The organism is Patescibacteria group bacterium, assembly GCA_035529375.1.
Lineage (GTDB): Bacteria > Patescibacteriota > Microgenomatia > PFEM01 > JAHIFH01 > DATKWU01.
This window is the reverse complement of the sequence record DATKWU010000009.1, coordinates 1-12,698: the sequence shown is the minus strand read 5'-3', so window position 1 is coordinate 12,698 and position 12,698 is coordinate 1. Positions and strand designations below refer to the sequence as shown.

At 38.4% G+C, this 12,698-nt stretch carries 10 protein-coding genes; 7 read left to right on the top strand and 3 right to left on the bottom strand.

Annotated features, from left to right (window positions below):
- Positions 1 to 3 precede the first annotated feature (3 nt).
- Entirely contained in the window at positions 4 to 639 is a 636-nt protein-coding gene (locus VMY36_01275; GenBank protein ID HUV42516.1) for a cohesin domain-containing protein, read from the bottom strand.
- Positions 617 to 2,410, bottom strand: coding sequence for a metallophosphoesterase (locus VMY36_01270; protein ID HUV42515.1), 1,794 nt, complete (start codon positions 2,408 to 2,410; stop codon positions 617 to 619). The genes VMY36_01275 and VMY36_01270 overlap by 23 nt, the downstream gene beginning before the upstream one ends.
- Positions 2,411 to 2,470: 60 nt before the next feature.
- Between VMY36_01270 and VMY36_01265 the strand changes: the two genes are divergently transcribed.
- Complete coding sequence (locus tag VMY36_01265) at positions 2,471 to 3,400, top strand: glycosyltransferase family 2 protein (GenBank protein HUV42514.1); 930 nt, start codon at positions 2,471 to 2,473, stop codon at positions 3,398 to 3,400.
- Between the two features lie 71 nt (positions 3,401 to 3,471).
- On the opposite strand, the gene VMY36_01260 is transcribed toward VMY36_01265, so the two are convergent.
- Positions 3,472 to 4,944: a metallophosphoesterase gene (locus VMY36_01260; protein ID HUV42513.1), complete on the bottom strand. Its 1,473-nt coding sequence runs from the start codon at positions 4,942 to 4,944 to the stop codon at positions 3,472 to 3,474.
- A gap of 114 nt (positions 4,945 to 5,058) precedes the next feature.
- Between VMY36_01260 and VMY36_01255 the strand changes: the two genes are divergently transcribed.
- Genes VMY36_01255 through VMY36_01230 form a run of 6 tightly spaced genes read left to right on the top strand, consistent with a single transcriptional unit; the run spans position 5,059 to position 12,546 of the window.
- Positions 5,059 to 5,706: a methyltransferase domain-containing protein gene (locus VMY36_01255; GenBank protein ID HUV42512.1), complete on the top strand. Its 648-nt coding sequence runs from the start codon at positions 5,059 to 5,061 to the stop codon at positions 5,704 to 5,706.
- 1 nt (position 5,707) lies between these two features.
- Positions 5,708 to 8,053, top strand: coding sequence for a glycosyltransferase (locus VMY36_01250; GenBank protein ID HUV42511.1), 2,346 nt, complete (start codon positions 5,708 to 5,710; stop codon positions 8,051 to 8,053).
- Positions 8,050 to 9,171 carry a glycosyltransferase family 1 protein gene (locus VMY36_01245; GenBank protein HUV42510.1) on the top strand — a complete coding sequence of 374 codons (1,122 nt, stop codon included), beginning with the start codon at positions 8,050 to 8,052 and terminating at the stop codon, positions 9,169 to 9,171. The genes VMY36_01250 and VMY36_01245 overlap by 4 nt, the downstream gene beginning before the upstream one ends.
- The gene (locus VMY36_01240; GenBank protein ID HUV42509.1) at positions 9,131 to 10,774 is read left to right on the top strand and encodes a glycosyltransferase family 39 protein; all 1,644 of its coding nucleotides are present in this window, start codon (positions 9,131 to 9,133) and stop codon (positions 10,772 to 10,774) included. Before VMY36_01245 ends, VMY36_01240 begins: the two co-directional genes overlap by 41 nt.
- A 13-nt stretch (positions 10,775 to 10,787) precedes the next feature.
- Complete coding sequence (locus VMY36_01235) at positions 10,788 to 11,879, top strand: glycosyltransferase family 1 protein (GenBank protein ID HUV42508.1); 1,092 nt, start codon at positions 10,788 to 10,790, stop codon at positions 11,877 to 11,879.
- A gap of 28 nt (positions 11,880 to 11,907) precedes the next feature.
- Positions 11,908 to 12,546 (top strand): acyltransferase, encoded by a 639-nt coding sequence (locus VMY36_01230; protein HUV42507.1) that lies wholly within the window; start codon positions 11,908 to 11,910, stop codon positions 12,544 to 12,546.
- The last annotated feature ends 152 nt before the right edge of the window (positions 12,547 to 12,698 follow it).

Here is a 12,698-nt window from a genome sequence, read left to right as displayed (position 1 = left end):
TTTTTATTCTCCAATTTCAATTTGGGCCCCAGTCGCTTTACCTAAAATGTCTTGACTGGTTTCTGAGTCCACTAAATTACAGTCTAAAGTTTCCTGGGGAATAAAGTCAACTCCTATTTCGGTTATTCCTGCCTTAAGCGATTGGAAAATAATTTGAGCAACCATTCCTTTACCTGAAAATTCATTGTCCTGAAAACTAATGGCTCTAATTACAATTTGTCCCGTTTCTTCATCCCAGTTTAATTCAGGAAATTCTTCAAAAAGGTCACTCTTTTCTAAGCTAATAATTTTTACTAATTCTGGTTGGTAATTAAGTTTAATATCAACTGAATCAAGCTTTTTTTCCTGACTATCAATCCAAACTTCAATAACAACTTTTTCTCCCAGAGAAACCATCTGTTCTGAGGGAGAAAGATAGATCTGACCTACTAGAGAAGCATCTTCTTCAAGATTAATTTCGTTTTCTGATAAAGGTTGAGTTTTCTTTTGAAAGAGGTTTTGCGGGAAGCTTATCTTGCCTTCAATTAAAATTAAAATGGCAATAAACGAAAAAACCAGAAGAATTAAAGCCGTTGCTTGCCAGCTCAAATCTCGATTAAAAAACAGAATTTTTTCTTTAATTTTCGCCGTTTTGTCCATAAAAGAGTTTCATTAATGACCAATCAAGGGCATTAATCAGACCATCGTTATTAAAGTCACCTTCTTCTAAATTAGCTGATTGGCCATATTTCTTTTTCATAATTGACCAATCAATACCATTAATTTGATTATCGCCATTAAGATCGCCTGGTTTTAAAACCCCAAAATCTAAGAAACCAGATTCTGGGTTATCACCTTCATTGATTTTTAGTGATTTCTTCACAGAAAGATAGGGGCGCTTGTGAACAAGGAAATTGTAGTTCTTGCTTGGCTCTAAATCATCTAGGGATAAATCATCATAAGTACCGTCTTTCTTAAGCTGAAGAGAATGAGTTATTTCTATTTCAGGTATTAAGAGATTCATTTCCAATCCCTGGTCTTCTGATTTTCTTCCTTTAAAACTCATTTTGAGATTAAGAGTCATTTCAGCAGGCGTTGTTATCGCTGAGGGGCTCGGATTTTCACTTGGAGAAGGTGAGGGAGTGGTGGGGCTTTCACTCGGAGAAGGACTGGTCGTTGGGCTTTCACTTGGTGAAGGCGAGGGAGTAGGAGTTGGACAATCTTCTGGACAGTTACAAAAATCTTCACCAGGACCACACTGATCGTCAAGACCACATTTAGTGCAGGTAAAACCGCCAAGGAGCGGTTGACATTGACCCTCATCATTTAATTGAAATCTGCCTGAAGTAACTAACCCAGAACAACAATCAGGTGTATTTGGATAAACAATGCCTATTTCTCCTTCTTCAATACACTCGATGGTTTTGGTGATGTTAAAAGTGTCTAATGTTTGGCCGCCAGGATCGGTCCAGTTTTTTCCTATTGCTGGGGTAGAGATAGCCGTTCCGGTTAAAGAACCGCCATTAATATCGATTTTGACGATATGGTTCTTTATAGAAGCCTTTTGGCGAGGGACTTGAGAGACTGCTGGTGGTGGCTCTCGTCTGTTATCGCCTCCTCCAGACTCAATATAAATAATGCCATCTTTTTCCACCCTTTCATAATAATGGTCGTGGCCACCCAGAACCAAATCAACATTATATTTTTTAAATAGGGGATGGAGATAACTCCTCATCTCTCTTCGTTCGGCGCTAGACTGGGAAGTGGTACTGTAAATTTGGACATGGAAAAAAACTATTTTCCAGGGTTTGTCGGTCTTAGCTAAATCATTCTCTAGCCATTGATACTGAAGACTACCAGGGTCACAATCTTCTCCTTGGAGATAGTAATTATCATAATCTAATCGCATACTGACAAAATGAGCATTTCCCCAGTCAAAAGAATACCAGGGTTGATTTGTTTGCATCGGTTTAACAAGGCGGGGATCAGACGTACTAACAAGATGGGAAAAACTACTAAAACGATTGTAAAAGCTTTTGCTTTCCGTGTATCTTTCATGATTACCGATTGTTGGATAAATAGACTTACTATTAATTAAAGAGCTCTCAATATTAAAAAATCTATTCCAGTTAGATTCAGTCGGCTCGTTAACCAAATCGCCAAGATGAAGATAGAAATTAGGATTGAGGTTTTGCATTTTGTTAACCGCCTGCTGGTGGTTATAATTCGCCCACTCTTGGTATTTAGGAAAGTAATCAGGATCGATAATCCCCGCATGAGTGTCACCAACGAAGGTAAAAGTGAAGGAGGTGACTGCCGCTTCTTTTCGGATTTCTTGACTAGTTTGAACTAATCTTAGGCTGGTAGCTAACCCAAGAAGTAAAAGGCCAAAAAGAAGAACTTGATATAATTTTGGTCTCTTAGAAACCATTAACTTCACTTTACCCTAATTTTTAGCTTGAATCAATGTTTATGTTATATTAAGGATTAAATGAAAGTCTCAATTATTATTCTTTCTTGGAATACCAAAAAACTTCTCAGAGATTGTTTGAAATCGGTTCTTGCTCAAAAACCACTTTCTTTAGAAGTTATCGTGATCGATAATGCCTCAAGTGATGGCTCACCAGAGATGGTGGAAAAAGAATTTAAGCAAGTAAAATTAATCAGGAACAAAGAAAATTTAGGCTTTGCCAAAGCTAATAATCAAGGAATCAAAATTGCCAAAGGAGATTTAATCATGCTCCTTAATTCTGACACGATTGTTCAAAAAGGAACGATCAAAGAATTAATAGATTCTTTTCAGAAACAAGACAGGTTTAAAGCCGTTTCACCTTTATTAATCCTGCCCAATAAAAAACCCCAAATTGATTATTACATGAAGTTTCCTAATCTCTGGCAAGTTTTTCTTTATCATAATCCGGTTTTAAGACCTTTAGTTTTGAAAATAGCCTTTCTCCGCAATCGAATTTGCTTTTTTCCCAGAAAAGAACCTTTTGAAGTCGACCAACTGCCTGGTGCGGCTTTAATCGCTTCCAAAAAAACTTGGGATAAAGTTGGTCTTCTTGATGAAGATTTTCATTTTCTTTTTGAAGACGTTGATTGGTGTTATCGGGCCAGAAAATTAGACTGCCAATTATTAGTTATTCCCGAAGCCAAGATTATTCACCTTGGCGGCGCTAGCTGGAAAAAGAGATTAGAAATAGAAAGTTTTGATTTTTATAAGCAATATTTTTCTTCAATGCTTTTGTTTGTCGAAAAAAATTATGGTTCTCCAAAAAAATTGATTTTTCGAATTGCTCTGATTAAAAACTGGTTGTTTTCAAGTCTGTTTTTATTCCCAGTAGCTGTTTTTAGTCCCCGAGTTTGGCAAAAGGTACTTGACAAACTAAAATTAATCAAGTACTTTTTAATTGTGAAATGATTTCACACCTGAGGATCTCAAAAAGAGGTGCCGTTGGCACCTTTTTTTGTGAGTCTAACAAATAAATTCTTCTACAGGGTAATAAGAGGTAAGTGAGATTGGGCGGTATTAGGTTTAAGGCCAAAGTAGGCGTAGGTAGTTTCGTTGGCATAAACTTTGAGAGACCAAAAAGGTGTGTTGGTCCAGGTATCAGTACTGTCAGCACAAGTCCCGCTGTTACAATAGTTTGAAACATCAGTCTTAGCTCCATCAGATGATGCCATTTTTATTCGCCATTTAGTTAAGCTGTATTGGGTTTGATTACAAGTTGGTGAGGTGATTTTGAGATGATATTTGGCTGGTTCCAGTTCAGTGAATTTGTAATAGCCATTTCCAGATTCAACTGTTTTAATAGGAGTAGTGGAATTGCCTATTTTATAAAGGCTTAACTTTGGCTTGGTTTGTGTTTCTGAGCAGCTGTAAACGCCTTCAGAAGATTTTTGACCATCGCTATTATTATCAATCCAGATATTTCCTTGAATGGTACCTTTTTCGGTAGTTCCTGGGATTTCTGGTGTTACTTGAGAGTCGGTGGTTAGGCTAAAGGTATCCAGTGTCTGACCACCAGGTTTTTGCCAGTTTTTGCCAATTGATTGAGTGGAGATAGCCGTTCCTTTTAAGGTGTCATTATTAATCGTTATTTTAACGACATGATTTCTTTCCACTAATTTCTTGCTTTGGGGAATCGGGGTGGGGATTGCCCTGACATTGTTACCGCCACCGGCCGTAATATAGGTGATGCCATCGGCCACGACTCTTTCATAGAAATGATTGTGGCCACTGAGAACGAGTTGAACTCCATATTTCTTGAAAAGCGGGTGAAGATAACTTCTGACTTGTCGGGTTTCGGCCGAACTTTGGGAGCTATAAATAGTGACGTGGAAGAAAACAATTTTCCAGGGTTTGCTTGTATTTTTTAAATCATTTTCCAGCCATTGATATTCAGGGCTGCCTGGCTTACAGGCTTCACCCGAAGGGTTGTAGTTATCATAATCTATTCGCAGACTGATAAAATGGGCGTCACCATAATCAAAAGAATACCAAGGTTTATTAGAATCAGTTAAAAGACTCTTAAGATGAGAGAATGATCTAAAACGATTAAAATAGCTTTTATCCTCATGGTATCTTTCATGATTGCCAATTGTTGGGTAGATTGGTTTGTTGTTGATTAAAGGTTTTTCAATATTAAAAAATTCACCCCAGGCAAAAGTGGTTGGTTTTTCGACCATATCACCTAAGTGAAGATAAAAAACCGGATTAATGGTTATTATTTGTTTAACCGCTTGGGTGTGGTTGTAATTGGCCCATTTATGGAAATTAGCAAACTGGCTAGGATCAATTCCAGCATGAGTATCGCTAATAACTGCAAAAGTGAAACCTCCTTGAGCCGCGGCTTCCCGTCTAATCTCTTGATTTTTTGAGACTAAGACTAAACTGGCAATTAAACCCAGAGAAAGAATAGTAAAAACAAGAATCTGCTGAAGTCTGGCTCTTTTAAACTTCATCTATCTATATCTTAATATAAAGAATGATAACTATCGAGTCAAATAGACCTTTTAATCATGCTCTTTTATCTATCTGTGTTAAAATAAAGAGGCCTTTCCCAGGCAAATTTCATGATGAAAAAATTGAAAAAGATAATTTTCAAAAGGTTAAAGTTTGAACAAAAAAAGGAGTGGGATAAGATTGCTTATTCCTTTCTCAAAAAGAGTGACTGGATTTTAGATGTTGGTTGTGGCGAAGGCAGGTTTATTACCCAGAATCCAAAAAAAATCAAAGGTCTTGATGGGAACAAAGACTCAATTAAAGCCTGTCAGAAAAAAGGCTATCAAGTCATCAAAGGCGATATTCGAAAAATGCCTTTTAAAAAAGAGTTAGTATCGGCCATCCATTGTTCTCATTTAATTGAACATTTTTCACCAGGGGATGTTTACAAGATTTTGGCTGAATTTAACCGAGTTTTGAAACCAAAAGGAATCTTGGTTATCAGAAGTCCGCTTTTATGGAGTCAGTTTTATTCAGACTTGACCCATATCCGTCCCTATAATCCGGGAGTCGTCACTCGTTATCTAGCCGCTAAAGGCCAAAGCCAGCATTCCTTAAAACCAATTAGTCAAGATTATCAAACTCTTTTTCTCAAATATCGCTATCAACCCTTGGTCGTCGGTAATAAATATTTTGATTTGGTTTTTAATGCTCTTAATCGTTGGGGTTTTCCTTGGTTAAAAAAGAATGGTTATCTTTTGGTGATGAAAAAAGGAAACTAAAATGGCAGGAAACAAAAAACCAATGGTCAGTGTTATTATCGCCACTTACAATCGGGCCCAGTGGCTGAAAAAATCAATTCAAAGTATTCTTAATCAAACTTACCAGGACTTTGAACTGATTGTGGTTGACGACCATTCCACTGACGAAACACCTCAAGTAGTCAAGTCTTTTAAAGACCAAAGAATTAAATATTTTCAGCAAACAAAAACTTTTCCCATCAAGTCCCAAGGAGCGGCGGCGGCTAGGAACATTGGTCTTAAAAAGGCTAAAGGCGATTTAATTGCTTTTAATGATGACGACGATCTCTGGAAAAAACAAAAACTGGCAAAGCAAGTAAAAGCTTTGGCAAAAGCTGATAAGAAAACCGGAGTTGTTTACACCCGGATAAGAAGAATCAGTGACAAAGAAAAAAAATTAATTCCTACAGAAAAAGAAGTCGTCAGAGAAGGGGATGTTCACCGAGATTTGTTTTTAGAAAATTGGATTGTCGCTCTACCAGCGGCTTTGGTCAAAAAAGAATGTTTTCAAAAGGCCGGTTTGTTTGATGAAGACTTCCCCCGTTATCAGGATTGGGAACTATGGTTAAGAATTAGCCAAGACTATCATTTCCAATACTTGCCTCAAGTCTTGGTTGATTCCTACATGCTGGGCCAGGGAATTCGGAGTGATGATCGGGCTTTGTTAAAAGCGACGGAGCTGATTTTTCAAAAACACCAAAAGGAAATTAAACAAGACCAAGCCATTTTCGCCTCGTGGTGTTTTCGCTTAGGCGATCTCTATTACCATCGTCAAGAAATGAAAAAAGCCAGAGAGTTTTTTAAAAAAGCCTATCAAGCCCAACCCAAATTTCGCTATTTTCGAGCCATAGTGAAAACCTTTTTAGGTAAAAGACTAAGCGAGGCCTTGATTTCCTGTAAAGTTAAATTAATGACTCACAAAAAACTCTTAGCCATTTTTGGTTTGGCTTTGGTTTTGCGCTTGATTAATCTTAATCAATCTCTTTGGCTTGATGAGGCGGTTCGGGCTATCATGGCCAGAGGTTCTTTTTTTAATATTTTTCAAGAATTAGGCGGTGATTTTCATCCGCCTTTTTATCATCTCTTCATTTGGGTCTGGGTTCATTTATTAGGTGATCGAGAAATTATTCTTCGTTTACCCTCAGTTCTTTTTGGCGTGGCCACCGTCTTTGGAGTTTATCTGATTGGTCAGGAAATATTTGCCAAAAAGAATTCTTATCTGGCCGAAATCGCGGCGCTTTTGATGGCGACCGCGCCTTTTCATCTTTACTATTCCCAAGAAGCCAGGAATTATGCTCTGGCCACGCTTTTAGCCACTTTCTCCATTTATTTCTTTCTAAGAATTAATCGAGAAGCCAAAAAACCATTGATTTTTGGTTACTTAGCGACTACTGTTCTTCTCCTTTACACCAATTATTTTGGCCTGTTTGTTTTATTGGCTCAAGCTCTGGTGATTGCTTGGCAAAGACAATGGAGGAGAGGCTGGTTGATTTTTACTTGTTTGGTTTTATTTTCGCCTGACTGGGTTTTACTCAAAACTCAATTATTAACTGGCCGCCAGGCCGTAACTTCCCTGCCAGAGTGGGGGAGATTAGTTAATCTTAGTTTTTTCAAAGCCTTGCCTTTAACCTTGGCCAAGTTTTCTCTTGGCCGAATCACGATTTTCAACAAAAAACTTTATACTATTATTATAGGTGTTTTATTCATTTTTTATGGGTTGCTCCTGGGTAGGGGATTGATGAGTAAAAAAAGGCCTCTAGTTTTGTTTGCCTGGCTTATTGTTCCGATTAGCCTGGCTTGGTTAATTTCCTTTTTTATTCCTAACTACCAACCTTTTCGTTTACTCCTAGTTTTGCCAGCCTTTTATTTGCTTTTAGTTTATGGGGCTTCTTTTTTTCCGAAAAGATTTATCTTTGTTATTATCCTGATAATCTTAGGAATCAATCTGGTTTCTGCCTTTGTTTATTTTTCTCAGCCCTATTTTTATCGGGAAGATTGGCAAGGGGTGGTTCGGTTTATTGAAAACCAGCCAGGGACAGAAAAAATTGCCCTTCTGCCTTCTTATACTTCTCATTGGCCTTATGACTATTATTCGCTTAACAAAACTCCCCTAGTCAGTTTAAGTTCCGGTTTTCAGATGGTTGAAAAAGAAAACCTTGAAGAAAAACTTGAGCCTTATTCCTCAGCCACTGTCTATTACATTCGCTATTTAGTCCCTATGTTTGATTCTCAAGAGAGAATAAATACCTGGCTTAAAGAAAACGGCTTTGTTAAAATAAAGGAGGTTAGTTTTAATCAGATTCCTGTTTGGATCTACAAACCAAAATGAAGATTGGAATTGATATCAGTCAAATCATTTACAACACCGGGGTTTCCTTTTACACCCGAAATTTAGTTCGCGCCTTAGCCAAAATTGATAAAAAAAATCAATATCTGCTTTTTGGCGGTTCTTTAAGACAAAAAGAGCCTTTAGAAAAATTCAGTCAAGAAATTAGGGAGATTAACAAGAATTTCAGTTCTAAAATCATCACTTTTCCTCCCACTCTGGCGGAACCGCTTTTTAATCGCTTTCATTGCCTGCCAATCGAAAAACTAATTGGCCCGATTGATGTTTTTCATACTTCTGACTGGACTGAACCAGCGGCTCAAGCGGCTAAAGTCACCACCATTCATGACCTGACTTTTCTGAAAAATGGCAAGGAGGTTGATTCCCGGGTTCTTAAAGCCCATCAGCGCCGTTTGCGTTGGGTCAAAAAAGAAAGTGATTTAGTAATGGCTGTTTCCCAAACAACCAAAAAAGATATTATTAAGATTTTAGACATCGAACCTAATCGGATTCGAGTAACTTACGAAGCCGCTCCCGCTAAAGTGGCTAGGATTAAGGATGAAAAGAAAATTGCTAAAACAAAAAGAGAATATGGAATCAAAGGCGATTATTTGTTGGTTATTTCTCCTTGGCAGCCAAGAAAGAATTTCAGAAGGATTCTCCAAGCCTTTAGGGAGCTTGAAGATTTAAATCTTAACTTAGTGGTGGTTGGTTACACCGAGATGAGACCCTGGTTTAAAGACCAGAAAATTATTTTTACTGACTATGTGTCCGCAGGGGAGAAAATGAATGCTCTTTTTAGTGGCGCCAGCTGCTTAGTTTATCCTTCTCTTTATGAAGGCTTTGGCTTACCGATTCTAGAAGCTTTTACTTGTGGTTGTCCGGTGGTTACCGCCAATCTTTCCAGTATGCCTGAAGTGGCTGGCCGGGCCGCCATTCTAGTTAATCCAAGAAGCGTTAAAGCGATTGCTCAGGGAATTAGAGAGGCGCTTGAGAAAAGAGATCAATTAATCAAAGCCGGTTTAAAAAGAGTTAAGCAGTTTTCTTGGCAGAAAACGGCTCAAGAAACCCTAAAAGTTTATGAAGAAGCTTATCGAAAACATCAAACCCAAAGACCTTAAAAGACAAATCTTAAAAAATAAATTAGAAATAATCCTCCTGGCCATCATTCTGGTGGTGGCCGTTTTTGTTCGTTTTTATAAGATTAACGAACTTCACTTTTTCACTTATGATCAGGCGCGAGATAATTTGATTGTTAAGCGAATTTTGGTTGACCACCAATGGACCTTACTGGGACCCCAAAGTTCAATGCGTGGTGTTTACCTGCCTCCTTTTTATTACTACACTCTCGTCCCAATTCTAGGGCTGGCTCGTCTTAATCCGGTGGGCGTCGATATTTACACGGCGACGATTGGTGTTCTGACCGTTCTGTTAATTTGGTTGATGGTTCGGGAATTTTTTGGCCAGATTCCTGGCCTGATGATTGGGGCTCTTTACGCCACTTCGCCTTTGGTGGTCGAACTCTCTCACCGGGCCTGGAACCCCAATACCCAACCCTTTTTTATTCTTCTGACGATTTTCTTCTTCGCTCGCCTTTTTAAAACCAGAAAAGAAATCTACTTAATTTTGGTTTCCTTGGCTTTTGGCTATGCGGTTAATCTTCATTACGGGGCTTTATGTTTAGCTCCTCTTTGGCTTTTGGCTTTTATCTGGAGCTGGTTGAAATTAAAAAAGAAAAGATTAATTCTTCTAGCTGCTTTGATTCTCTTTCTTTTCGGCGCCCCCTTGATTCTTTTTGATCTTCGCCATCAGTTTATGCTGACGAGGAATGTTTACGCTCATTTTTTTGCTGGTGAGAGAGTCAGTCTTTCGCCGCAAAAGTTTTTTGAACCGATGGTGGTTTCGGTTTTCCAGCTTTTTGTCGCCCTCCTTTCCGGTTCTTTTTTAAAAACCGCGGAAGTTCCTTTTGAATTTTGGGGGAAGATGAAATCAGTTTTAGACTTTGCCCCGGTTTCGATTATTGCCCATAAGCCTTTACTGGTTCGTTATCAGTGGTGGGGAGTTGGTTTACTTTTAGGAATTATAGTTAGCTTAATTTTAGCTTACCAAGATTATTTTAAAAAGAAAGCTAAAAGCAAAATTAATTTTCTTGTCCTTAATCTTTTAGTCGCCACGATTCTGATTAGCGGTTTGGTCAGTCGTTTTTATATTGGCAAGTTTTATTTTTTCTATTACATTTTCATTTTTTCTCTGCCTTTTCTTTTCTTGGGCTTTTTCTTTTGGTTCCTTTGGCAGAGGAAATGGTTAAAATGGTTGGCGATTTTAATTTTTATTGGCATGTTTTGGTTTAACTTGAGTCATGTTTTGGTCTTGGAAGAGTCGGGTCGGACAATTGAGGATATTAAACTGGCGGCCAAAGTGATTGCCGATGATATTCAACCAGGCGAAGTTTTTAATCTGGCCGCCAATTACCGTAGTCCCGACCGCTGGGATCATAATGCGGTTGATTACCGCTATTTTGTTGAAGCTTACTATCACCAAAGACCGTTAGACTGGCAGCCTGAAGACTATGAAAAAGCGGCTTTCTTGTATGTAGTGGCTGAAGGCAAAATCGCTGACCCGGTTAAGGTTCAAATCATGGAAATTTATAAGTTTGAGCCTAAGGAAATCCTAAAAACTTGGGAACTACCCAAAGGTGTAGTAATCTATAAATTAGGGAAATAATAAAAATAATAAGATGAAAATTGCTTTAGTTGGCTACGAAGCGAATATTAAAAACCGGGTTGGTTCGAATCAATATGCCTTTGAATTAATCAAAGAGATTTATCAATTAGATAAAAAGAATCAATATATTGTTTATCTTCCCAGTCCACCTTTGGCCGATTTACCCAAGGAAAGAGAAAACTGGCATTATCAAGTGCTTGGTCCAGGTAGATTATGGAATGTTTTTGGTTTGCCCCGAGGTCTGTTTCAACAAAAGCCAGACCTGGTTTTTAATCCTGGCCATTATTCACCCCTGCTTGCTTTTGCGCCTCTAGTGGTGGCGATTATGGACCTGGGTTATTTGCGTTTTCCTGAGCAATTTACCAAGCCAATTTACTGGAAACTTAAGTTTTGGACGGGCTGGTCAATCAAACGGGCCAAACACCTTTTGGCTATCTCGGAATCGACCAAGAATGATATAATTAAGAACTACGGTCTTGATTCAAGCAAGATTACGGTCACTTATCCAGGCTATGATCAAACCAGATTCAAGCCGGGAATAAAAAGAGAAAAGATTGAAAGGGTTAAGAAGAAATATAGAGTCAAAGGCGATTACCTGCTCTTTTTAAGTACTTTAAAACCTAATAAAAACCTTGAGGGATTATTAGAAGCTTTTAAACTTCTAGATAAAAAGGATTTGAGTTTAGTGATTGCTGGCCGAAAAGGCTGGTTGTTCAACACTATCTTTGCCAAAGTTAATGAATTGAATTTAGGGAAACAAGTCATTTTCACTGATTTTGTACCTGAAGAAGAGGTACCGGCTTTAATCAAGGGCGCCCAGGTTTTTGTGATGCCAAGTTTTTGGGAAGGTTTTGGTATTCCGGTGGTTGAAGCCATGGCTTGTGGGACACCGGTCTTGGTTTCGAACCAAGGCAGTTTGCCGGAAATAGTTGGTCAGGCCGGGGTGATTGTTGATCCTTATCAGCCAAAAGAAATGGCTCAGGGGATGGAAAAGGCGCTAAAAGAAAAAGATGATTTAATTAAAAAAGGTTTGGTCCAAGCCAAGCAATTCAGTTGGCAAGCGTGTGCCCAAAAAACAATTAAGGTTTTAGAAGGAATTAAATAAAAATTAAATAAGAAAATTAAATAAGAAAATGCTTTATTCGGAAAACATTAAAATTAGCCAAAAGGGAATTAGATTCACTGACAAACACGGTGAGGCTCTTGGTGTGAGCGAAGCTTTTCGACGGGCTTTTGTCCGTTTTTTCAATTGGTGGCTGGACTTCAAAATCCTTATGGTTAACCGGAGTGGTTGGTGTCCTTTTTGGGGTTGGCGGAAATTTATTTACCAATTGGCGGGTATGAAGATCGGTCAGGATTCCAAAATTCATGTTTTTTGCCGTTTTTACGAAACCAAAAACATTGTCATTGGTGAAGACACGATTGTCGGTGAATGTTCGGTTCTTGATGGCCGGGCTAAGCTGAAAATTGGTAACCATGTGGATATGGCGACGGGAGTGATGATTTACAATTCCGAACATAAAATTAATGATCCTAAGTTTGAAGCTTCTGAGGAACCGGTGGTCATTGAAGATTATGTTTTTGTTGGCCCTCGGGCCATTATCCAACCAGGGATTAAGATTGGCAAAGGGGCGATTATTGCCGCCGGTGCCGTCGTCACTAAAAATGTCCTGCCTGGTAAGATTGTGGGTGGTGTGCCGGCCAAAGAGATTGGTGAACGAAAGTTGAAGGATTATCAATACCGGTTAGGCCGCAAAATGCTTTTTCGCTGATGTTAAAAAGATTAAAAAAAAAGAAGCTTTGGCCCAAGAAAATTATTCTGCCAATTTTAGTTATCTATCTAATTGGGATTCTTTATTTAATTCTTCCCAGTTCTAAGATTCCTGATTTAGAACCGGCTTTAAAATCAATTGAACCAGGGGAC